Here is a 22,443-nt window from a genome sequence, read left to right as displayed (position 1 = left end):
GGGACGCTCTGCATGACCCCCTATACCANTGATACCTCAACTTTCAAATTTGAATGGGGAAGAAAGAGGGTCGGNGCAAAACCAATCCTTGACAGAATCGGGTTTCCGGACGCAAATCAGGGAAGAGGCGGAAAAGACGTTGTCTACGCCCCGAGGATCCATCAAGAGATCGAACTGAGGCTGCACATTCACACCGTGCCAGATCGGAGCAGCTATGCTTTCACCGAAACCCGTGGGGCGTGACGCCGCCGCGCGCAAGTATGATATCATCACCGCCTTGGGGGCCTATGCCCTTGCCGGCGGGAAACATGATCACCGTCTGGTGCTGCGCTTCATTACACTTGTAACGGCGCGCTACAACTGGGCGCGNAATGAACTGGCCGTGGGTCAGCGCGAGATCGCGCAGCTCTGGTCCGTNGATGAACGCACCGTCAAACGCGAGATGGCAAAGCTGCGCGGCTGTGGCTGGCTGGTGGTCAAACGTCANGGCGCACGCGGNCGGGTGACGGAATACGGGCTCGACCTTGATGCGATCCTTGAAAAGACGCGCCCGCAATGGCCGCAGGTCGGGCCGGACTTCGATCTGCGNATGCAGGGCGCGCCGGAACCGACGCGGGTGGTGCCTTTGCCCGTGCGTGGCACCGCCCCGACGCCGCCTGTCGAAGGGGGCAGCGAATGGGCGTTGGCGCAGGCTGTGCTCCATGCCGAAGATGCTGGTGTCTATGGCAGTTGGCTGCATAATCTCACGCGGCAGGATCGGGCAGGGGGNCGTGTCACGCTTCAGGCCCCCAGCCGNTTTCACGGGGCCTATGTGCAGACCCATCTNACCACCCGCGTNNTGGCCGCATTGCAGGCCGTAGATAGTGACGTGTCCGAGGTCGTGATCACNGCCTGAACCGGATCGGCTGAACGGGGGNACCGCNNGNCCCACGCTTTGCCATTGTAATCCNCGAAACCGCAGGCGACATTCCCCGCAATTAAACTGTTGCCCCTGCGTCAGCAGGGAAGGGGAGGATACCATGCAATTGAACGGACANGCCGCCATCGTCACCGGTGGCGCTTCGGGATTGGGCGGGGCCACGGCAGCGTTTCTGGCGCAGGCCGGGGCCAAGGTCACCATCTTTGATATGAACGTTGAACTGGGCGAGGAAAAAGCCACCGCCATCGGGGGCAAGTTCCTGCGCGTTGATGTCACCGACGAAAGCGCGGTAGAGGCCGCGATCGCAGAGGCCGAAGGGCTGCACGGCAAGGCGCGTATTCTGGTAAACTGCGCGGGCATCGGCCCGCCCGCCAAAGTCGTGGATCGTGACGGCGCGGCGCTGCCCTTGGCAAGCTTTACCAATGTCGTGAATGTGAACCTGCTGGGGTCGTTCAACGTGTTGTCGAAATTCGCCGCNGCCTTGCACAAGGCAGAGCCNNTGGGCGAGGANCGCGGCGTGATCNTCAANACGGCATCGGTNGCGGCGTTTGACGGNCAGATCGGGCAGGCGGCNTATGCGGCATCGAAGGGCGGGATCGTNGGCATGACCNTGCCCGTCGCCCGCGAGCTGGCGCGCTATGGCATCCGNGTGATGACGATTGCACCGGGGCTGTTNCTCACNCCGCTGCTGGAGGGNCTGCCGCAGGAGGCNCAGGATTCGCTCGGCGCGCAGGTGCCCTTCCCCAGCCGTTTGGGCGATCCGTCGGAATACGCCAAGATGGTCGGGGCGATTATCGACAACCCGATGCTGAACGGNGAAACGATCCGCCTTGATGGCGCGATCCGCATGGCACCGAAATAGAGACTGAATAGAGGGGAAAGCGTTATGGCACATGCCTATATCGTAGAGACAGCCCGNACCGCAGGGGGGCGCCGTGGCGGCGCGCTGCGCGACTGGCACCCTGCCAATCTGGGGGCCGAGGTGTTGAACGCGCTGGTGGCGCGGTCCGGGATCGACGGCGCGGTNATTGATGACGTGATCGTCGGNTGCGTCAGCCAGGGCGGAGAGCAATCCTTTGCCTTCGGGCGCAACTGTGTGCTGGCGTCGAACCTGCCGCAATCGGTNCCCGCGGTCACCATCGACCGGCAATGCGGCAGCTCGCAACAGGCGGTGCAATTCGCGGCACAGGCGGTGATGTCGGGCACGCAGGATGTGGTTGTCGCCATGGGTGTCGAAAGCATGACACGGGTGNCGATGGGGTCGAATGTNTCNCTTTATGCCAAGGCGGGGTTGGGCGAGGGCCCGTTCAGCGACCGGATCGAGGCGCGCTACGGCACCAAGAATTTCAGCCAGTTCATCGGCGCGGAAATGGTCGCGCAAAAGCACGGGTTNNCCCGCGCNGAACTGGACGCCTATGCGCTGGAAAGCCACCGCCGCGCCACCGCTGCGCGGGATGGTGGGGCCTTTGACGCAGAGATCATTCCGCTGGCCATCGAGGGCGGGATGCACACCCGCGACGAAGGCATCCGCGATGATGCGACGCTTGACGGGATTTCCTCTGTTAAACTGCTTGATCCGGANGGCATGATCTCTGCCGCGAATGCNTCGCAGATTTGCGATGGGGCGGCGGGCGTGTTGGTCGTGTCCGAAGCCGCNCTCAAGAAATACAANCTGACCCCGAAGGCGCGGATCGTGAACCTGACGGTGACCGCGGGCGATCCGGTGATCATGCTGGAGGAACCGCTGCCCGCCACCGACCGCGCGCTGGAGCGGGCCGGTATGAAGATCGANGACATCGATCTGTTCGAGGTCAACGAAGCCTTTGCGCCGATCCCGATGGCNTGGGCGAAACACACCGGGGCCGATCCGGCCAAGTTGAATGTGAATGGCGGTGCGATTGCGCTTGGGCATCCTCTGGGGGCNTCTGGTGCGCGGCTGATGACGACGCTGGTGCACAGCCTGCATGCGCGCGGCNAAAGATACGGGTTGCAAACCATGTGCGAAGGCGGCGGCATCGCCAATGTCACCATCATCGAGGCGCTGTAGTCCCGATCACAAGAAGGGGGTGACGGACGCAACGTTCGTCATTTCCAAAGCGCGCACATCCTGACAAGTTGCAGGAAAATAATACGTCCCGGAGGAACAAGATGACGCTACCCGCCCTTTTCGACAATTTGCGTATCCCGCTGATTGGCAGCCCGCTGTTCATTATCTCGAACCCTGATCTGGTGATTGCACAGTGCAAGGCCGGTATCGTGGGCAGCTTTCCAGCGCTGAACGCACGCGAAGCGGAAGGCGAACCGATTGAGCTGGACCGCTGGTTGACGCGCATCAAGGAAGAGCTGGACCGTCACAACCANGCGAACCCCGACAATCCNGCCGCCCCCTATGCGGTGAACCAGATCGTGCATAAATCCAACGCGCGGCTTGAACGGGACGTAGAGATTTGCGTCAAGCACGAGGTGCCGCTGTGGATCACCTCGCTTGGGGCGCAGGAATGGCTGAACGATGCGGCGCATGGCGCGGGCGGTGTTGTCTTGCACGACATCATCAACAACCGCTTTGCCCATAAGGCGATTGAAAAAGGGGCCGATGGTCTGATCGCNGTGGCCGCNGGGGCAGGGGGGCACGCCGGTGCCTTGTCGCCGCTGGCGCTGATCCAGGANATCCGCGAATGGTTCAACGGGCCGCTGTTCCTGTCGGGGGCGATTGCCAAGGGNGACAGCATTCTTGCGGCGCAGGCCATGGGCGCGGATGGGGGCTATGCCGGGTCGGCGTTTATCGCCACGCAAGAGGCGAATGCCGACGCACGCTACAAGCAGATGATCGCGGATTCGGGGGCTTCGGATATTGTGTACTCCGACTTGTTCACCGGCGTTTGGGGCAACTATCTGAAAGCCTCGATCGAGGCGCAGGGCATGGANCCGAACAACCTTGAACGGTCCGACCCGTCGAACATGAACTTCGGTGCCGATCGCGAAAAGCCCAAAAGCTGGAAAGAGATNTGGGGGGCCGGTCAGGGCATCGGNGCGGTCAAGGATGTGCGCCCCGCCGCCGAGGTGGTCGAGCGGATGGCGACAGAATACGCCGCGGCNCGCAAANGNCTGTTCGATCAGACCGNGTGAGTGTAAAACAGGCCGTCCCTTCGGGGGCGGCTTTTTTGATGACGGGATAGGGATNGCCATGCACACCGCGCCGGAGACGACTTTACGCCGCTTGTTCGACCGCGCGGTNGCCGTGGCCGATCCGATGCAATCGCTGGCCGCGCATCTGNCGCCGAAACCGGCGGGGCGTGTGGTNGTGATCGGTGCGGGCAAGGCCAGCGCGCGNATGGCCGAGGCGGTCGAGGCGGCNTGGGGCCCCTGCGACGGTTTGGTGATCACCCGCTANGGATACGCCCGCCCCTGTCAGGGGATCGAGATTGTCGAGGCCGCCCACCCCGTGCCCGATGCCGCCGGACAGGCCGCAACCGCGCGGATGCTANANCTGCTGCAGGGCTTGGGCGAGGNGGACTTTGTGCTGGCGNTGATCTCGGGCGGGGCGTCGGCGCTGCTGACCGCNCCCTTGGGGGAGATNACGCTGGCCGAGAAACAGGCGNTGAACGCGGGGTTGCTGGCCTCTGGCGCGCCGATCACGCAGATGAATGTGGTGCGCAAGCATCTGTCGCAGGTCAAGGGCGGGCAGCTGGCGTCGGCGGCCTATCCGGCGGCGATGCATACGTTGATGATCTCGGATGTGCCGGGGGATGATATGGCGATGATCGGGTCGGGCCCCACAGTGGGCGATGCCTCCACCTCGCGCGATGCGCAGGCGATCTTGACGCAGTGGGGCGTGGCGGTTCCGGCTTCGGTCACGCGGGCGCTGGCTGCGGGGTCGCAGGTCGTGCCGCCGGATGATGCGCGGCTGTCGCGTGTGATGAACCGGATTTATGCGGCCCCCAAGCAATCGCTGGATGCGGCACAGGCTTTGGCCGAGGCAGAGGGGTTTCGCGTGATCCGTCTGGGCAATGACCTAGAGGGCGAGGCCCGCGAGGTCGCCCGCGCCCATGCCGCCTTGGCCCTGCAAGAACAGGCGCGTCTCCACCCCGGCGATGCGCCGATTGTTATCCTGTCGGGCGGCGAGCTGACGGTCACGCGGCGCGGGGATGGCGTTGGTGGACCGAATGCGGAATATGCCTTGGCGCTGATGCTGGCCCTGAACGGGGCGGGGGGTATCTGGGGGTTGGCCTGCGATACCGACGGCGTCGACGGCGCGGCAGAGGTCGCAGGGGCGATCATCGGGCCCGACACATTGGCGCGGGCGGGTGCCGCGCGCCTCGACGCAGAATCGGCGTTAGCGGTAAATGACGCCCACGGTTTCTTTGGCCGGATCGGCGGTCAGGTGGTGACGGGACCGACGCTGACGAACGTCAACGACTTCCGTGCTATGATTGTGCATCCCGTATGATTAACAACCCTGAGTTGGGGTGTCTTTAGATTCTGTTGAGGTTTCTGTCTTAATCCTGTGCGCAAGTAATAATTAACGTTGGCAGGGAAACCGGTGCTACTTATAAGTGAGGGATGCCGGTAACATGATCAGCGGGTGGCTTTCATCGATTAGGCGCTTTTCAGTTTTGCGAAATGTGAGAGTATAGTTTTGTTCAAGCGCTTAGATTTGATTTTGGTCGTTGTCTGCCTTCTCGTGACCTTCGGGATCTACGCTGAAGGCGCGCGGATGAACCGCGCCGCGGCCAAGGCCGAATTCGCCCGCATCACCGAGGATGGGCTTCAGGCGCTGGATCGTCGGATGAATATCTATCTGCAAAGTCTGAACGGCGCCGCAGGGATGATGCAATCGGCGGAGAATATCGAATACGACGATTTCGAGATCTTTGTCGAAAGCCTGGATTTAGAAAACTACCTGCCCGGCATCAACGGGATCGGGTTTATCGAGCCCGTGGCCAAGGTGGACGAGGATGCTTTCGTCGGCGATATGCGCGCCAATGGGACGCCGGGGTTCGAGATCAGGCCAGAAACGAACCATGACCAGAAATATGTGATCAAATATATCGCGCCCGTGCTGCCCAACAAGGAAGCAGTCGGGCTGGACATCAGCTTTGAAAAAGGGCGGCGCGAGGCGGCGGATCGGGCGCGAGAAACCAACACCCCGCAGCTGACACCGCGCATCCTGCTGGTGCAGGACGCGATGAAGGAACCGGGGTTCTTGCTGCTGCGGCCGCTGTTCTATGCCTCCGGCCCGCGCGAGGGGACGTTTCGCGGCTGGGTCTATGCGCCGTTCATCGGCCGCAACCTGTTGCAGGATCTGACGCCGAACCAGAACAATGTGTATGATTTCCACGTCTTTGACGGCGACACGACCGACCCCGAGGCTCTGATCTATGCCAGTCAGGATCACGAACATGCGGCGGGTAAGTATAGTGAGGTCTATACCACCGAATTCTTCGGGCGGACCTGGACCGTCCAATATGAAAGCACCCCCTTGTTCGAGGCGTTGTTCCCCGGTGGCACGCCGCTGCTTGCGTTGATCGCAGGGATTGCCCTGACCGCGATGCTGATCGTGGTGCTGCGCGCCATTCGCCAACGCGGGGATTCTCTGGCCGAGGTGGCCGCGCTGCGCGAACAGCAGATCAGCGCCCGCGAAGAGGAAAACCGGTCGATCATCGAGAACAGTGTCGTGGGCATCTTCATTCTGGATGAACGCCGCGAGATCCTGTTTGCCAACCACGCCGCGCTCGAGATTTTCGACAAGCATGAAGACGGGATGGGCGGGTTGCCCCTGACGAAATTCGTGACAGAGGCGGGGTGGCTGCCCGCAGAGGCAGGCTATAACGCCACGGGCACCAAACAGGACGGATCCACGCTGCACCTCGATCTACATTATAACGAATGGGAAACGCTGAATGGCGTCCAACGCATCACCGCCATTGTGCGGGATGTGTCGGTCGAGGTCGGGGCCGTCGGGGAACTGGCCGGGATCAAGGAGCGCTATGACCATGCTCTCGCGGGGTCGGAAATTGGCGTGTTCGAGATCGACCTGATGTCGGGCACATCGGTGGTCTCGCCGACGTGGCGCAAGATCATGGATGTCGGTCCGGAAGTCGAGGATACGCAGGAAGAGTTCCTGAGCCGTATCCACCCCGACGATCTGCCCCGTCTGATCGAGGCGGATCAGGATTGTATCACCGGCAAGGCAGAACGGTCGCGGACCGAATACCGGATGCAGTTCGGCGAAAGCTGGCGCTGGATGCGGTCGGATGCCGTGGTCGTGGACCGCGCCGACGACGGGTCGGCGATACGGATGGTTGGGACGCAAAGCGACATTACCGCGCTGCGTCACGCCCGCAACGCGCTTGAGGCGAGCGAGAAGCGATTCCGCACTGTGCTGGACGCGGCCCCCGTTGGCATGGCGACCCTGAACAGCAACGGACAGTTCACCAGCGTGAACAACGCGATGTGCGAGCTGACGGGATATTCGCAAAAGGTAATGACCGACCGGTTCAACCTTGCGCAGATCATCCCCGAGGACGATGTGAAGCTGATGCGTGATATCGTGACCAAGTTCACCGAAAGCGGATCGAACGAGGTTTACCGCGGCGAACATCCGATCCTGCACAAGGACGGCGGCCAGCGGTGGGGGCTGTTTAACATCACATGGACCTTCGACAAAAACGAAGGGGCTTATGTCTTTATCGCGCAGGTCAACGATATCACCGACCAGAAGAAGATCGATGAGATCAAGAATGAATTCGTGTCCACCGTCAGCCATGAATTGCGCACGCCGCTGACCTCTATCAAGGGGGCGCTTGGCCTGATCGAGATGTCGGCGCGTGACACCATGCCGGCCTCGGCGCTGCGCCTGATCGAGATCGCGCGCAACAACGCCGACCGTCTGACCACCATCGTGAACGATATTCTCGACCTCGAAAAGATATCGTCGGGCAAGATCGACTTTGACCTCAGCCCGATGAGCCTGAACGAGGTCATCTCTTCGGCCGTGCAAGAGATGATGCCCTTTGCCGTCACCCATAACACCAAACTGGTGATGGATCTGCCCGACACCGACATCAATGTAACCGCCGATTGGTCACGGATGATGCAAGTGCTGGCGAACCTGATGTCGAATGCGTGCAAGTACTCGTCCGAAGGCACCGACGTCACGATCAAGGCCGAGACGATTGGCGACATGGCGATTGTTTACGTTCAGAACTTCGGCCCCGGTGTGCCCGAGAATTTCAAGAACCGGATTTTTCAGGCGTTCTCTCAGGCCGATGGATCGGACACGCGGGCCAAGGGCGGGACGGGCCTTGGGCTGAATATCACGCGACAGATCGTCTGGCGTCAGGGCGGCAACATCGGCTTTGAAAGCAAGCCGAGCGGGACCACGATTTTCTGGTTCACCTGCCCGCTGGCCACCGATGCCGAAGGGTATGACGTGCTGCCCGATGCCCGCACGTTCGAAGTGATCGACGGCACGAAGGACAACCTTAGGGTGTTGCACCTTGAGGATGACGAAGAATTTGCAGAGGTGCTGCGCGAAGGGCTGAGACCCTTTGCCGATGTGCAAAACGTCACGCGGCTGAACGAGGTCCACGATGCGCTGAGCGCGGGGCCGCTGGATGTGATCATCCTTGACTGGACCGTGCCAGATGGCGACGCCGCTGCCGTCCTGGACGATATCGCTGAGCTTCAGCCAACGGCGCGGGTGGTCGGGCTGACCTCTGACGCGGCGCGCGCGAGGGATAGTCGGGTGGGCACCCATCTGGTGAAGTCACAGACCGATCTGAACCACATTATCGAAAGTATTGTAGGTCCGACACAAAGAGCGAGTTGATCTCCTTATGGTTGTGTCTAAAGTTGCTAAAAATCGCCTTAAAAATGTCTAGATACTTTTGTCTATGATGGCGCAAGGGATGGAGAGGGTGCTTGGCTAGGGATGGTGCCTTCTTTTTGTAAGTAAGGACGCGATATGTCTTGGAACGGAAAGAAGCGCCATATTGCCACCGGTTTCGCCGCCGGGTCGGCCTTGGCTGGGGGGTGGTACGCCGCGACCTCGGCGCTGCTGTCGGGCGCACCGGCGCAAACCGTTCCGGTTATCGGGGCCATCGCCATTGCAAGTCTGGTGCCGCTGATCGCCGCGAATGTGCGGGCCACGCCGGCGCGTGCGACGGTTGATGACAGCGTTGCCCAACAGCTGCGTGTTCTAAAGATGCACACGATGGTAAACGTGGTCGATACCGATAACCTGTTGGTCGAGGTGAACGACCTGTTGCTAGAGGCAACCGGCTATACCCGCCAAGAGCTGATCGGCAAACCGGTCGCGATGCTGTATTCCAAGGACAATAGAACCACCGCCACTGAAATCCGCGATCTGCTGCGGCAGGGCAAAAGCTGGCAGGGTGAAACGACGCTGCGCAATCGCGACGGGTCCACCTGCGTGACACAGACGACAGTGACCCCGTTGCTGGATGCGAATGGCCGCTGGATCGGGTCGATCTCGGCGCGGACGGACATCACCTCTACCACCAAGCTGATCGCGCGGCGCGACACGGCGATGACCTTGCACGAGCTGCGCGACGACATCTGGATCGTGTCCGAAGACAACCTTGAGTTGCGCTATATGAACCTTGCCGCCAAGGCGCGGTTCGGCTGGTCGACACGGCCCAAGAACGGGCAAACGGTGCGCGATATGGCGGCCGAGCGCGGCTGCGAGGATGTGCTCGACGCCTGTCTACGGATGATGGATATCGGCGACACCTATATGACGTTCAGCGCAACGATATCGGGCACGAACTTTGAAGGGTCGATCAAGTGGCTCAACAAGGGGACAGTCGACGGGCGTCTGCTGATCATGCTGCACGACGTCACCGAACGGCTTGAACAAGAGCGTCTGCAGGCGGATTTTATCTCTATGGTCAGCCACGAACTTCGGTCGCCCTTGACCTCGATCAAAGGGTCGATGGGGCTGCTGTTGTCGAAAGCCGCGGGGCAGCTGCCGCCCAAGGCCGAGGGCCTGCTGGAGATCGCGCATCGCAATGCCGATCGTCTGGTGCTGATCATCAACGACATTCTGGATATGGAGAAGATCTCCTCCGGGCGTCTGGATTTCGAACTGGAAACCGCCGACCTGTCAGAACTGGTGGCCGAATCCCTGCGCGCCAATGCGACCGCGCATCAGCGGTTCGGCTTGCAGATCAAATGCCACGGGGTGGATACGCCCACCTATATCGAGACCGACGCCAACCGTATCATTCAAGTTTTAACCAACTTGATGTCGAATGCTGCGAAGTTTTCCAAGCCGGGCGGCACGGTGGAGATCTCCGTCGAAAAAACGCCCGAAAACGTATGTGTGTCTGTACGCGATGAGGGTATGGGCATTGCGCCCGAAGACCAGCATAAGATCTTTCAGCGGTTTGCAGATATGGCGAATTCCGACCGGGCGACCAAAGGCGGTACCGGTTTGGGGCTGAGCATCTGTAAAGCAATTGTTGAAGGTTTGGGTGGTACGATCGATTTTGTCAGTAAAGAAGGGCGGGGGACAACTTTCACCTTCACTTTACCTGTCAAAACGCGCCATTCTGGGCCAGAGAATGATTTTGAAAGACTAGAGAACGTTGGATAAGAGTCCCGTATGATTAAATTGCTTCACGTAGAAGACGACGCCGATATTCGCGAAATCGCCAAAATGTCACTCGAACTGTCGGGTGATTTCGTGGTTGAGCAATGCGATTGCGGCGAACAGGCGCTTGAAAAGACGCTGGACTATATCCCCGACGTGTTTTTGCTGGATATGATGATGCCCGGCATGACCGGTCGTCAAACGCTTGAGAAACTGCGCGAGAATCCGGATTTCGCGAATGTGCCCGCGATCTTCATGACCGCCCGTGCGCAGCCGAACGAACTGGAAGAACTGCGCGGCATCGGCGCGACAGAGGTGATCAGCAAACCCTTTGATCCCATGTCGCTCGCCGACCAGATCAAGGCAGCCATCGCCTGAATAGGGTCAGACGTTAGATGAAGAAACCGCGGCGGAAATGCTGCGGTTTTTTTTTGTTTTGTGGGTCTCGCGGTCTGTCACGTTGATGCGGGTGGGACGATTGTCTGCGAGTTAGAAATTTTTAATCAACGTTATGTTAAATAACGTCACGGCTTAAACCCAGCCGGTGAAGCCACCTGACTACCGTTTCAGAGTCAGCCGCGCGGGCTGCGATTTTTCCGGCAAGCATCACGGATATTCTCGACGCAACCGCTACGCCCGATCCCGCACGAAGAATGCCGACAGCGGTCTGTGTTGGCTTTGATCCGGTCTGAAAACGCGGTACGGATTGATATGGCGCAGCGTACCCTTATCGAGATTCTTTTGCCTGAGTTGAGGGCCTATGCCACGGCCATCAGCCAATCGCGCGACGCGGCAGAGGATCTGGTGCAGGACGCGGTGGAGCGGGGGTTGCGGTCTGATCGCAGACCCGAACTGCTGGAGGAATTGCGCCCGTGGATGTTCCGCGTCATTCGCAACCTGCATTATGACGAGCTGAGAAAAAGGCGCGTGCGCCGTGAATATTCGGCGGAGGAGAAACGTCTATCTGATGAAGCAGGCGGACCGGATACCGCGCGGGATGTATTGATCCGGCTGGCGTTCGAGAAGCTGCCGCCCGAGACCCGCGAGGTGCTGTGCCTTGTGGACATTATGGGCCTGAAATACGCCGAGGCGGCGAAAGTGATGGATGTGCCAAACGGCACGGTGATGAGCCGGATCAGCCGGGCACGTCGGGCGTTGCTGGACGTGGTCGATGGGGCCGGAACGGCAAAACAGGAAGTGACGCGGAAGACATGAGCGAGCTGAACGACAAAGACTGGGAACAGGTCAACGCCTACCATGATGGCGCGCTGAGCGCGTCGGAAATGCGCGCCTTAGAGACGCGGTTGGCAGCCGAACCCGCGCTGGCTGCGGCGCTTGAGGATGTGCGGCGCGTTTCGCGCGGTTTGGCGTTGATGCGTCCGGTGCTGGAATATCCAGACGCTACGCCGCAAACGAGGGCTGCAAACAGCAACCGGCACCCGCGACGTTGGCTCTGGGGCGGCGCTGTCGCCGCAGTGGTGGCTTTGGCGATGGTGTTCGGGACTGGCTTCGTCGCCTCCCCTACGGCTTTCGACATTCACACCGAACTTGCAGCACAGACCTATGATCTAGGCTCTGGCGATCTGCGTCCCGTGGCGGGGGGTGGGCTGGCGGGTGTGCCGGATCTTGGGGGCGCGAACCTGACAGCCGTTGCGTCCCGCGTGGCAGAGGAGGGCGATATCATGCATTATGCGGGCCAGAATGGATGTCGCCTGACCTACATGCGCGGCGGGTTTGCCCTGCCAGAGGGTAAGAGCACGTCAGAAAAGCAGATCGCGAGCTGGGGCTCACGGGACCAACAGCGCCATATTATCGTCGCGACGGGGATGGACCGCACCCGGTTCGATGCCATTGCCCGCTATCTTAGGCTCGAAACGCGCGAACGCGCCTCTGAAAGCGCGATGGCAGCACTTTCAAAGACGGTTCGTTCGGCGCGGCCTTGCGTCGGTTAGGTCAGTCGGCGTCTGACAAACTGGCGAGATAGGCGATCACATCGGCCTGATCTTCCGACTTGCGCAGCCCGGCAAAGCTCATCTTGGTGCCGGGCACGGCCTTGCGGGGGTTGGCGAGGAAAGTCGCAAGCCGGTCGGGTGTCCAGTCGCCGCCATGGTCGGTCAGCGCGCCGGAATAGCGGAACCCGTCCACCGCCGCGACAGAGGCACCGACGATCCCATAAAGATTTGGCCCGACGCGGTTTGGGCCATCTTCTTCGACCGTGTGACAGGCTTTGCACTTCCTGAACACCTTCTCGCCCGCGGCGGGGTCGCCTTGCGCCAGAATCTCGGCACCGGAGGTTTCCGGCTCTGCTGCGGTGGCGTCTTCGGTCGGCGCGCTGGCGTCGCTTTGGGCCGCGGCGTCTGATCCGTCCGCGACCGTCGCCACATAGGTCGATATCGTTTCGATCTCTGCGTCAGTCAGCGTTTCGGCAAAGCCGGGCATAATGCCGATCCCGCTTGTCACGGCGGCACGGACCTGTTCGACGGTGGGCTTGAAGTCGTCAAGGTTCGGGCCGATCTCGCCTTCGGCACCTGCATCTTTCAAGCTGTGACAAAGGGCACATTGCGGCTGCGCTGTCTCGTTGAAAAGGGCGCGCCCGGCGTCAAGAGAGGCGTCGGCTGCTGCTGCGCTGCCGATCAGCGCAAGGAAAAGGGCACCGCCAAGGCGCGGCGTCAGGGATGGGGTCATTTCAATGTCTCCGGGTAAGGGTCGGACCGACGGCCAAGGCCGCCGGTCTTTGGGGTCAGCTGACAGTCACGTCGACGGCATGTGCCCGCCATCCGTTGTTGCCATAACCGCGTTCGTTTGGCGGAAAGTTCTCTGGCTGGGCGTCGCCTGCGGCATTGGTTGCCCGGCTGGCCAGCATATGCGTGCCTTCCGTCAGATCGGTGATCAGCACAAAGGGTCGCCACGCGTAGGGGCCCAGGTCAGGGCCCAGAAACTGCGCATCGGCCCAATTCTGCCCGCCGTCGGTGGACACTTCGACTTTCTCCAGCCCGCTGACACCGCCCATGGCGACGCCGTGGATCTGCACCTTGCCCGTTGCGGCATCCACCAGCGGCCCGGTGATCCATGATTTCACCGACATCTCGTACATGGAGGGTTGCGAGGGATCACCTTTTTCGCCGACGGGGCGGACGCGATAGCCGGTCTGCTGGATCTTATTGGGCGATTCCTCGACCGTCAGGGCCAACCGTTTGAGATACTTGATATTGTTGACCCCGTAGTAGCCCGGGACAATCAGCCGCAAGGGGCCACCGTGCGCCAGCGGCACCGGTTCGCCGTTCATCTCCCAAGCGAGGATCGCGCGATCCATCGCAGCCTTGGGGACAGAGCGTTCAACCTGGATCGATTCAGGCGGCAGCCCTTGGGGAATATCCTCTCCGCCGGTGCCGGTCAGATACACGGCATCCGCATCGGCACCGCCCATTGCGTCAATAACGGCGCGCACGGGCACGCCTGTCCACACGACATTGCCCGCCGCCCCGACAGACCATTGCGACCCGCTCGTCTCGTGATCGAAGAAAGCGCGCCCGTTGCCCGAGCATTGCAGCACGCAGACGACCGTTTCGACGCCAAGCGTTTTCAACGCACCGACGGTCATCTTGCCGGGGTTTGCAACACCGTCAATCTCGACCTCCCAGGCATCGCGATCGGCAACGATCTTGTCCGAGGGGGCGGGCAAGTTGTTGCGGATGTAAAGTTCGGTTGTGGGGGTGATCAGCTCTGACCCCTGTGCGGCGCGTTTCGTCTCGAGCGTCTGCTTGGAATGGACGATCATGTCCTCGGCGTCTTTCCAGGCGACGTAATCCGGCAAAGGCTCTCCGCCTGATTGTGCCAAAGCCGGTGCCCCGACCGCGACGGCTGCCATCGTGCCTGCCGATCCGATCAAAAAGTGCCGACGCTTAACGTTTTCAATGACTTTCATGTCTTCCTCCCGTGGTTCCGGGCCTTTGCTCTGCATGGTGGGCAAAGGCTCTATGACCAAGTGACGTCCGAGGGGTGCGGTTTATTCCCGCGTGACAAAATAACTTTTGATAAAGTTTGCGAGCACCCGCTGGATCGGTGCCCGTTCGCGCAGGCCCGCTGTATCCAGCGGTTTGGCTGAACCCGGGTCTGTCGCGTAGCGGGAGGCGTTGTGTTGTATCGGGGTGCTCCTTTTGGCTGTCTTGCGGTTGGTAGGATCAGGTCGGGTTTAGGCGTTCCCGCGGACAGGTTTGTCGTTGTTGATCGTGAATATCATCCCGTCGAGAAGTTCATCCAGATCGGGGCGCGCCGCCGGGCCGTTAGAGATGGCTATGATCTGCGTCGTACCGTCGGGGCGCAGGCAGAAAATACCGGGCTCTGCAAAGCGACGGTCGGTTTCCTGCGAAGACAGCGGGTCGCTGACGTAAAGCCCCATGGCGCGCATGTCACTCTCTTGCAGGTCGTAGCCGATGTCGAAGGTCCACCCGAAGCGCGCGACATCATCGCTGACTTTCTCCAGCGGGTCGGCCGAGACGCATTTCACCGCAAAACCCGCGTCTTCCCACTTTGCATAGCTGTGTTCCAGCTTGCCCAGGTAGGTCTTGCAGCGTCCGCAATGCTTGCCACGGTATACGATAAGCAGTGTCCAGCCGTCGGTCGCGCCGCCCACCGTCATGGTGCCGCCGCCGAATTTAGGCACCTCGAACACGGGGAAGGCGGTGCCCGCCTGTAGTTTGGTTGTCTGGTTGGAATGCGAATTTGTCATGTATCTACCTCTTCCTATGTGTTGACCCGCCCGTGCAGCAGGGGCGAAATTTCCGTCGCCTTAGTCGTCTCTTCGCAGACCTTAATCCCTTTTAAAATCTAAATATTTGGGTCGGCGCAGTGAAGATCAAAACGACAGGGTCAGGCACGTCCCCATTAAAACTCGAAAAATAGTACTTGTAAATATTTGTAAGTCATGTGATCACTTTTGCAATAATTTGTCTTTGGGAGGAAACAAATATGAAACTGAATAAAATCATCACCCGTGGTGCCTTTGCGATTGCCGCGGCATCGACGCTGGCTGTCATGCCGGTAACGGCGCAGGCAAAGGACTGGCGCGGCTGGAATATCCACGTCGAGGATTACCCCGTATCGCACGGTATGGAAGCCTTCATGGAAGAGGTTACCGAAAAGACAGGGGGCGAGATCAAGGGCAAGGTGTTCCACGCTGGCGTTCTGGGCTCGCAGCCCGATGCGATTGAACAGCTGCGTCTCGGGATCATGGATTTTGGCGTCTTCAGCCTTGGGCCGATGGGTCAGGCCGTGCCTGCNACCAACGTCGTGTCCTTGCCCTTCGTNTTCAAAAGCGTGCCACAGATGTATGAGCTGATGGACGGCGAACCCGGGGCCGCACTTGGGAAAGCGCTAGAGGAAAAGGGGATCGTCGCCCTTGGCTACTATGACGCCGGCGCGCGGTCTTTCTATAACTCGGTCAAGCCGATCAATACGCCCGAAGACGTGCAAGGCATGAAAGTGCGCGTGATGAACAACGACCTGTTCGTCGGCATGATCGAATCCATGGGCGGCAACGCCACCCCGATGGCTTTTGCGGAAGTCTACCAATCGATCAAGACCGGCGTTGTGGACGGGGCAGAGAACAACCCGCCCTCCTATGAATCCACCAGCCACTTCGAGGTCGCGAAATACTATTCGTTGACCCAGCACCTGATCATTCCCGAATGNCTGTGCATGAGCAANAAGACCTTTGACGGTCTGACACCAGANCAGCAGGAAATCGTGAAAACCGCNGGTAAAAACTCCACCGATCTGCAGCGNAANCTNTGGGGCGAACGCGAGGCGGCGTCGATGAAGATCATCATGGACGGTGGCGTCGAAGTGAACGAGATCGCCGACAAATCGGCGTTCCAGGAAGCGATGGTGCCNGTNTACGAAAANTATCTGGCGGCCAATCCAGAGATGACGGATCTCGTCAATCTGTTCCGNAACGCTGACTGATCAGCGCGGCNGGACAATCNTGCGCCCNGTTGCAACGGGGCGCACCCCTTCTCTCACAAAGGAATAGGGCCGTGGAACACGCACCCCTCTGGATGAAGCATACCGAGCGTGCGCTCGACGGGCTGAGTTTTCTTTGCATGCTCGCGGCCTCTATCGCCATCGTCGTGCTGATCGCGACCTTTGGCTGGCTGGTGTTCGGGCGCTATGTCTTGAACGTCACACCGACATGGGTCGAACAGCTGGCGCTTTTGCTGATCTGCTATGTGACCTATCTGGGCGCGGCGGTCGGGATCCANGANAACACNCATCTCGGGGTGACGCTNTTNCGCGACATGATGGGCTGGCGGGTCAGTAATTTCCTGAAGCTCGTCATTGATATCGTCCTTGCCGGTTTTGGCCTGATCATGCTGGTCGCAAGTATTGAACTGGTGAAATTCGGGTGGAGCACAATGCTCCCCATGCTGAACATCCCNGANAGNTTCCGGTCCTTGTCGGCTGCGATGTGCGGCGGGCTTGTCTTTNTATTTGCCGGACTGCGCGCGGTGTTTCGGATCGCCTGTCTTCTGCGCGGTATCCCCTATCATGAAAAAGGTCTGTTTTAATCATGGGTCTGACAATCCTTCTTGGCATTTTCGGTGTCTCCGTCGTGATCGGTATCCCCGTCGCCTTTGCAATGGGTATCGCAGCCCTGACCGCCTTTTGGTACGAAGGTTTTCCGCTGCTGATCACCTTTCAACGGTCGGTTTCCGGCATCTCTGTCTTCTCGCTGCTGGCGATCCCGTTCTTCGTTTTCGCAGGCGAGCTGATGCTGCACGGCGGTATCGCCATGCGTCTGGTCAAGTTCGCCTCGGCCCTTGTGGGTCACGTGCGCGGCGGTCTGGCATCGGTGAACATCTTTTCCAGCATGTTGTTCGGCGGGATTTCGGGATCGGCTGTGGCTGATATCTCGGCGCTCGGGTCTATTCTGATCCCTGTCATGAAGGAACGGGGCTATCATTCCGATTACGCGGTGAACGTGACCGTTACATCATCGATTGCAGGCATCGTCATCCCGCCCAGCCACAACATGATTATCTTTGCGGTGGCCGCAGGCGGGGGGATCTCGATCTCGAAGCTGTTCCTCGCGGGGGTGGTGCCCGGCATGCTGATGTGTCTGTGCCTTGCGGTGGCGGCCTATGTCATTGCGATCAAACGCAACTATCCGGCGGAACCCTTCCCCGGCTGGCGTGCGGTCGGCGTTGCATCGCTGCATGCGCTGCCGGGTCTGGTGACGGCTGTNATTATCGTAGGCGGGGTGCTGTCGGGTATNTTCACNGTGACTGAATCCGGTGCCTTCGGCGCGATCTATGCGCTGCTGCTGACCTATTTCGTCTATCGCAGCCTTGACTGGAACGGGTTCAAGACCGCCGTCGTCTCTGCCGTGCGCACAACCGCGATGGTCATGGTGCTGATCGGTTTTGCCAGTTCATTNGCCTATCTTCTGGCGCTGTATCAGGTGCCCGAAAAGCTGAGCAGCTTCATGCTTGGCATCTCGGAAGAAAAGATCGCCGTTCTGCTGATGATCAACATCATGCTGCTGGTGCTGGGGATGATCATGGATATGGCCGCGCTGATCCTGATCTGCACCCCGATCTTCCTGCCCATTGTACGCGATCTTGGCATGGACCCCACCCAGTTCGGGATCATGCTGCTGGTCAACCTCGGGCTTGGTCTGTGCACGCCCCCCGTTGGCACCTGTCTGTTCGTGGGCTGTGCCGTCGGCAGGGTCAAGATCGAGGAAACGCTCAGGACCATATGGCCCTTCTACCTGGCCATTCTGATGGCGCTCTTGCTGGTCACATATGTCCCTGCGGTGTCGCTGTTCCTACCCTCATTGCTNGAATGAGCCGACCTTTTNCACGCCTTTCAAAACGCCCGAAATACCATANTAGAAAGTNTTCACCATGACTGAACCGACGCCAGAACTCCTTGAAAAGCTCATGCATGTCAGCACGGCAACGCTGACCACCGCATTGTTCAAGCGCGGCTTTCGTAACGTCTTTATTCAGGGGCCGTACCGTATGAACCCCGGNCCGAATATGGTCGGGCCGGCCTANACCCTGCGCTATATTCCCGCGCGCGAGGATCTGGACGGGCTAGAGTCTTTCGCGGATCGTGCCAACCCGCAGCGCAAGGGCGTAGAGGAATGCCCCCCCGGGTCCGTCTTCATGATCGACTCGCGGCGCGATTCAACGGCGGCNTCGGCGGGGTGTATTCTGGCCACCCGATTGATGAAGCGCGGCTGCAAGGGGATCGTCACCGACGGGGGGTTCCGCGACACGCCCGAGATTTCGGCGCTCGAGATGCCCGCCTATCACACCCGCCCCAGTGCGCCGACAAACCTGACCAAACACCACGCCGTCGCGATCAATGANCCTATCGCATGTGGCGGTGTTTCCGTCTTTCCGGGTGATATTATCGTGGGCGACAATGAAGGCGTCGTTTGCATCCCCAAGCATCTGGTGGCAGAAATAGCGTCAGAAACCGAAGAGATGACCGTTTTCGAAGACTTCGTTCTGGAAATGGTGCAAAATGGTGCTTCGATTTTTGGGCTTTACCCACCGACAGATCCGGCAACGAAGGACGAATTCAAAGCATGGCGGGAACAAAACAACCGGTAGCAGGCGCAGATGCGAGCCGTTCCGCCATGGGCAAGCCCGCCAAGGAACGCACGCTCGCGGATCACGCTTACGAGAAAATCCTCGCGATGATTTCCAGCGGGGAGACNGCCGTCGGGGATAAGCTNCCGACGGAACACGCCATGAGCGAGATGCTGGAGGTGTCCCGGCCGGTGCTGCGTCAGGCGCTCAAGCAGCTGCGCGAAGACGGCGTGGTCGTGTCGCGGCAGGGGTCAGGGTCATTCGTGCAGCGCCGCCCCGATACGGCGGTGCTGACCTTTGCGCCCGTGGGGTCCATCGCCGATATCCAGCGCACCTTCGAATTCCGCGCCGCGATCGAGGGGGAGGCGGCGTTCCTTGCCGCCGTGCGNCATACNGANGCNGATCTGGCCAAGCTGCGCGCGCATTTCAAGGANCTGGACCGCTGNATTCGCGAAGGGGAGTTGGGCGTCGAAGCAGACGAGGCCTTTCATCAGGCGATCTGCGAGGCGTCCGGCAACCAGTATTTCGCAACTGCGCGCACCTCGATGAAGTCGAACATCCTGACNGGCCTNAACCTGACGCGGAACCTGTCGCTCAGCAAACCGCGCGAGCGGATGGAGCTTGTCCAGCAAGAACACCGCCGCATCCTCGCCGCGATCATCGCGCGGGATCAGGCCGAAGCCCGCGCCGCCATGCGCGCCCATGTCGAGAATGCAAAGAACCGTGTGTTCGAAGGCTAACCGCTTACTCNAGCGGTAGCCCGTGGGCCGCCATGAAATCATCCCGCCGCGGTGCAAAACTGTCGAGCAGTTTCCCCGCNTGCAAGCACAGGCAGGANTGTTCGACGTTCGACGGGATGATCAACGCATCGCCGGGGTTCAGGATCTGCGTGTCGCCCCCAACGGTGAATTCGAACTGGCCAGAGGACACGAAGGTCGTCTGCACATGGGGATGCGAATGGGGCACGCCGACGCCGTCCTTTTCGAACNTGAACTCTACCATCATCAGCGCTTTGTCCTGACACAAGATGCGCCGCTGCGCGCCGGGGCCCGAGGTCATCCAACCCTGTGATGCGTCTNCTGTGGTGTCCATTGGTATGCCTCCCCCCGGCTTTAATCAGATGTAATAATTTGTAACTATTATTGGATGTTGTCAACAGATTTGGGTGAGAGGNNTGCCGTAGNCCGCAGCGATTTTCATCGNGTTTTGTGCNTGATANNACGNATATTCTACTGTTTTTTCGGNCTTTTCCGCTGGGGTCAAANACCTTCTCGACTTACCAATCTCNATATTTGTAATAATTTGTATTGTCGCGCCCTGAGGTTTGCCCTAAGCAAGGGGACGGATAATGCAGTTGTTGGGCGTGCATCGCCGCCCTTGAACCCCATTGTGCATCGAAGGGAGACGCGGAGAGCACTGCTCGGTCAGGTTCCTCCGCAGAATTTTATATTCAGGAGACGATCATGGACCTCAAAGGGAAAACCGCAATTGTAACCGGCGGTGGCCGCGATATCGGCCGCGCCTGCGTGCTTGAGCTCGCGGCGCGGGGCGCGAATGTGGCGATCAACTATATGGCAAGCTCTGAAGGGGCCGACAGCGCCGTCGCCGAAATCAAGGCGGCGGGCGGCAATGCCTTCGCGCTGCAGGGCGATATGACCAAAGAGGCCGATGTTGCCGCGTTGGTAGAAAAGACCGTCAAGGAATTCGGACAGGTCGATACGCTGGTCCACGTCACGGGCGGGCTGGTCGCGCGGGTCACCATGTCGGAGATGACGCTGGATCACTGGCAGTCGGTCATGGACGTGAACCTGACATCCTTTGTGCTGATGGTGCGTGAATGTCTGCCCCATATGACCGAAGGGTCGTCGATTGTCGGGCTCGCGTCGCAGGCCGGTCGCGATGGCGGCGGGCCCGGTGCCTCGGCTTACGGCGCATCCAAGGGGGCGCTGATGACGCTGACGCGGGGTCTGGCGAAAGAGCTTGGTCCGAAAATCCGCGTGAATTCGCTTTGTCCGGGGATGATCGATACCGATTTCCACAACATCTTTACCAAACCCGAAGTGCGCACCCATGTGGCCAATGTCTCGCCCGTGAAACGCGAGGGGACTTCGGAAGATGTGGCAAAGCTGGCGGTGTTCCTTGCCTCGGATGATGCGGCGTTCATCACAGGTGCCAACGTCGATATCAACGGCGGCATGCTGTTTTCCTGACAACGACACGACCGGCGGCTGCGGATGCACGTGGCCGCCGGATTTTTGACAGAAGCTAAAGGAAGCGCAGCATGGAACTGATGGGCAAACACCTGATCGCAGGCGAATGGACCGGCGCGGCAGAACAATTTTCATCCGACCCCGCCGACGGGGAGCCACGGATTTTCGCCGCCGGCACCGTTGATCTGGTAGACCGCGCCGCGCAGGCTGCCGAGGATGCGTTTGACGCCTACAGCGCCACCACTGCGCAGGATCGCGCGGCCTTCCTGAATGCGATCGCGGACGAGGTTGACGCCCGTATCGACACATTGGCCCTGATNGGCACCCAGGAAACCGGCCTGCCNGACGCGCGTTTGCGCGGTGAAACNGGGCGCACATCCGGTCAGCTGCGCATGTTCGCGACGCATATCCTTGAAGGCAGNTTTCTGGACGCGCGCCATGATGCGGCCTTGCCGGATCGCACGCCTTTGCCGCGATCCGATTTGCGGATGATCCAGCGCCCGATTGGTCCTGTTGCGGTCTTCGGGGCGTCGAACTTCCCGCTCGCTTTCTCGACGGCAGGCGGGGATACGGCGTCGGCTTTGGCGGCGGGCTGTCCGGTGGTTGTCAGGGGGCACCACGCGCACCCCGGCACGGCAGAGGTCGTGGCCGCAGCGATTGCCGCCGCCATTACAGCTTGCGACATGCCCGCGGGAGTATTCTCGTTGATCCAGGGGGGCGGGCTAGAGGTCGGGCAGGCGCTGGTGCAGCATCCGTTGATCAAGGCCGTCGGCTTTACCGGATCACTGCGCGGCGGACGCGCGCTGTTTGATCTATGCGCGCAGCGGCCCGAACCCATTCCGTTTTTTGGCGAGCTGGGGTCGATCAATCCGGTCTTTGTCCTGCCCGCCGCAGCCTCCGCCCGTGGCGCAGAGATCGGCGCGGGGTGGGCCGCGTCGCTGACGATGGGGGCAGGGCAGTTCTGCACGAACCCGGGCGTGGTGGTGATCACCGACGGTCCCGGTGCCGATGCCTTCCGCGATGCCGCGGTCGCCGCGTTGCACGAAAGCCCTGCCCAAACAACGCTAACGGCGGGGATCGCCGATGCCTATTTCG

The 22,443-nt window shown here is 60.3% G+C and carries 21 protein-coding genes; 17 read left to right on the top strand and 4 right to left on the bottom strand.

Going from position 1 to position 22,443, the window contains the following annotated elements:
• Nucleotides 1-214 precede the first annotated feature (214 nt).
• The 10 genes from CBB63_RS04250 to CBB63_RS04205 all read left to right on the top strand — a co-directional run bounded on the left by CBB63_RS04250 (nt 215) and on the right by CBB63_RS04205 (nt 12,487).
• Nucleotides 215-895 carry a DnaA N-terminal domain-containing protein gene (locus tag CBB63_RS04250; RefSeq protein ID WP_286698269.1) on the top strand — a complete coding sequence of 227 codons (681 nt, stop codon included), beginning with the start codon at nt 215-217 and terminating at the stop codon, nt 893-895.
• Between the two features lie 124 nt (nt 896-1,019).
• Entirely contained in the window at nt 1,020-1,781 is a 762-nt protein-coding gene (locus tag CBB63_RS04245) for an SDR family NAD(P)-dependent oxidoreductase (protein ID WP_286698268.1), read from the top strand.
• A 24-nt stretch (nt 1,782-1,805) separates the two neighbouring features.
• Nucleotides 1,806-2,966, top strand: a complete 1,161-nt coding sequence (locus CBB63_RS04240; protein ID WP_286698267.1) for an acetyl-CoA C-acetyltransferase — start codon at nt 1,806-1,808, stop codon at nt 2,964-2,966.
• A 101-nt stretch (nt 2,967-3,067) separates the two neighbouring features.
• The gene (locus tag CBB63_RS04235) at nt 3,068-4,045 is read left to right on the top strand and encodes an NAD(P)H-dependent flavin oxidoreductase (protein WP_286698266.1); all 978 of its coding nucleotides are present in this window, start codon (nt 3,068-3,070) and stop codon (nt 4,043-4,045) included.
• Between the two features lie 58 nt (nt 4,046-4,103).
• The gene (locus tag CBB63_RS04230; protein ID WP_286698265.1) at nt 4,104-5,366 is read left to right on the top strand and encodes a glycerate kinase type-2 family protein; all 1,263 of its coding nucleotides are present in this window, start codon (nt 4,104-4,106) and stop codon (nt 5,364-5,366) included.
• Between the two features lie 207 nt (nt 5,367-5,573).
• Nucleotides 5,574-8,750: a CHASE domain-containing protein gene (locus tag CBB63_RS04225; RefSeq protein WP_286698264.1), complete on the top strand. Its 3,177-nt coding sequence runs from the start codon at nt 5,574-5,576 to the stop codon at nt 8,748-8,750.
• Nucleotides 8,751-8,885: 135 nt separating this feature from the next.
• Nucleotides 8,886-10,538, top strand: a complete 1,653-nt coding sequence (locus CBB63_RS04220; protein WP_009824382.1) for a PAS domain-containing sensor histidine kinase — start codon at nt 8,886-8,888, stop codon at nt 10,536-10,538.
• Nucleotides 10,539-10,547: 9 nt separating this feature from the next.
• On the top strand, nt 10,548-10,913 hold the full coding sequence (locus CBB63_RS04215) for a response regulator (RefSeq protein ID WP_005848967.1): 366 nt from the start codon (nt 10,548-10,550) through the stop codon (nt 10,911-10,913).
• 333 nt (nt 10,914-11,246) lie between these two features.
• A complete protein-coding gene (locus CBB63_RS04210; protein ID WP_286698263.1) occupies nt 11,247-11,750 on the top strand; it encodes an RNA polymerase sigma factor in 504 nt (167 codons plus the stop codon).
• Nucleotides 11,747-12,487 carry a hypothetical protein gene (locus CBB63_RS04205; RefSeq protein ID WP_286698262.1) on the top strand — a complete coding sequence of 247 codons (741 nt, stop codon included), beginning with the start codon at nt 11,747-11,749 and terminating at the stop codon, nt 12,485-12,487. Before CBB63_RS04210 ends, CBB63_RS04205 begins: the two co-directional genes overlap by 4 nt.
• A 1-nt stretch (nt 12,488) precedes the next feature.
• On the opposite strand, the gene sorU is transcribed toward CBB63_RS04205, so the two are convergent.
• The 3 genes from sorU to CBB63_RS04190 form a co-directional block, all read right to left on the bottom strand.
• The gene (gene sorU, locus CBB63_RS04200; protein WP_286698261.1) at nt 12,489-13,220 is read right to left on the bottom strand and encodes a SorU family sulfite dehydrogenase c-type cytochrome subunit; all 732 of its coding nucleotides are present in this window, start codon (nt 13,218-13,220) and stop codon (nt 12,489-12,491) included.
• Nucleotides 13,221-13,275: 55 nt separating this feature from the next.
• The gene (sorT, locus tag CBB63_RS04195) at nt 13,276-14,460 is read right to left on the bottom strand and encodes a SorT family sulfite dehydrogenase catalytic subunit (protein ID WP_114865674.1); all 1,185 of its coding nucleotides are present in this window, start codon (nt 14,458-14,460) and stop codon (nt 13,276-13,278) included.
• Between the two features lie 267 nt (nt 14,461-14,727).
• On the bottom strand, nt 14,728-15,264 hold the full coding sequence (locus CBB63_RS04190) for a redoxin domain-containing protein (protein ID WP_009824388.1): 537 nt from the start codon (nt 15,262-15,264) through the stop codon (nt 14,728-14,730).
• Nucleotides 15,265-15,503: 239 nt separating this feature from the next.
• Here CBB63_RS04190 and CBB63_RS04185 point away from each other — a divergent pair, with 239 nt between their 5' ends.
• The 5 genes from CBB63_RS04185 to CBB63_RS04165 all read left to right on the top strand — a co-directional run bounded on the left by CBB63_RS04185 (nt 15,504) and on the right by CBB63_RS04165 (nt 19,878).
• Nucleotides 15,504-16,499, top strand: a complete 996-nt coding sequence (locus CBB63_RS04185) for a TRAP transporter substrate-binding protein (protein WP_286698260.1) — start codon at nt 15,504-15,506, stop codon at nt 16,497-16,499.
• Nucleotides 16,500-16,591: 92 nt separating this feature from the next.
• The gene (locus tag CBB63_RS04180) at nt 16,592-17,101 is read left to right on the top strand and encodes a TRAP transporter small permease (RefSeq protein WP_502695855.1); all 510 of its coding nucleotides are present in this window, start codon (nt 16,592-16,594) and stop codon (nt 17,099-17,101) included.
• Between the two features lie 2 nt (nt 17,102-17,103).
• A complete protein-coding gene (locus CBB63_RS04175; RefSeq protein ID WP_286698258.1) occupies nt 17,104-18,384 on the top strand; it encodes a TRAP transporter large permease in 1,281 nt (426 codons plus the stop codon).
• A gap of 58 nt (nt 18,385-18,442) precedes the next feature.
• Complete coding sequence (locus tag CBB63_RS04170) at nt 18,443-19,159, top strand: ribonuclease activity regulator RraA (protein WP_286698257.1); 717 nt, start codon at nt 18,443-18,445, stop codon at nt 19,157-19,159.
• Nucleotides 19,135-19,878 carry a FadR/GntR family transcriptional regulator gene (locus CBB63_RS04165; RefSeq protein ID WP_286698256.1) on the top strand — a complete coding sequence of 248 codons (744 nt, stop codon included), beginning with the start codon at nt 19,135-19,137 and terminating at the stop codon, nt 19,876-19,878. The genes CBB63_RS04170 and CBB63_RS04165 overlap by 25 nt, the downstream gene beginning before the upstream one ends.
• A 4-nt stretch (nt 19,879-19,882) precedes the next feature.
• Here the strand turns inward: CBB63_RS04165 and CBB63_RS04160 are convergent, their stop codons facing one another.
• A complete protein-coding gene (locus CBB63_RS04160) occupies nt 19,883-20,230 on the bottom strand; it encodes a cupin domain-containing protein (protein ID WP_286698255.1) in 348 nt (115 codons plus the stop codon).
• 371 nt (nt 20,231-20,601) lie between these two features.
• Here CBB63_RS04160 and CBB63_RS04155 point away from each other — a divergent pair, with 371 nt between their 5' ends.
• The gene (locus CBB63_RS04155; protein ID WP_005848946.1) at nt 20,602-21,348 is read left to right on the top strand and encodes an SDR family NAD(P)-dependent oxidoreductase; all 747 of its coding nucleotides are present in this window, start codon (nt 20,602-20,604) and stop codon (nt 21,346-21,348) included.
• A 71-nt stretch (nt 21,349-21,419) separates the two neighbouring features.
• A partial coding sequence (locus CBB63_RS04150) for an aldehyde dehydrogenase family protein (RefSeq protein ID WP_286698254.1) occupies nt 21,420-22,443 on the top strand: 1,024 nt, incomplete at its 3' end.

The organism is Sulfitobacter sp. TMED3 (assembly GCF_002167505.1).
GTDB classification, from domain to species: Bacteria; Pseudomonadota; Alphaproteobacteria; order Rhodobacterales; family Rhodobacteraceae; genus Sulfitobacter; species Sulfitobacter pontiacus.
This window is presented reverse-complemented; position numbering and strand designations above follow the sequence as displayed.

What these genes read in the sequence shown, in the direction of transcription:
- CBB63_RS04220 (WP_009824382.1), top strand. Translation starts at nt 8,886, where the DNA reads ATGTCTTGGAACGGAAAGAAGCGCCATATTGCCACCGGTTTCGCCGCC.
- CBB63_RS04215 (WP_005848967.1), top strand. Translation starts at nt 10,548, where the DNA reads ATGATTAAATTGCTTCACGTAGAAGACGACGCCGATATTCGCGAAATC.
- CBB63_RS04210 (WP_286698263.1), top strand. Translation starts at nt 11,247, where the DNA reads ATGGCGCAGCGTACCCTTATCGAGATTCTTTTGCCTGAGTTGAGGGCC.
- CBB63_RS04205 (WP_286698262.1), top strand. Translation starts at nt 11,747, where the DNA reads ATGAGCGAGCTGAACGACAAAGACTGGGAACAGGTCAACGCCTACCAT.
- sorU (WP_286698261.1), bottom strand. Translation starts at nt 13,220, where the DNA reads ATGACCCCATCCCTGACGCCGCGCCTTGGCGGTGCCCTTTTCCTTGCG.
- sorT (WP_114865674.1), bottom strand. Translation starts at nt 14,460, where the DNA reads ATGAAAGTCATTGAAAACGTTAAGCGTCGGCACTTTTTGATCGGATCG.
- CBB63_RS04190 (WP_009824388.1), bottom strand. Translation starts at nt 15,264, where the DNA reads ATGACAAATTCGCATTCCAACCAGACAACCAAACTACAGGCGGGCACC.
- CBB63_RS04155 (WP_005848946.1), top strand. Translation starts at nt 20,602, where the DNA reads ATGGACCTCAAAGGGAAAACCGCAATTGTAACCGGCGGTGGCCGCGAT.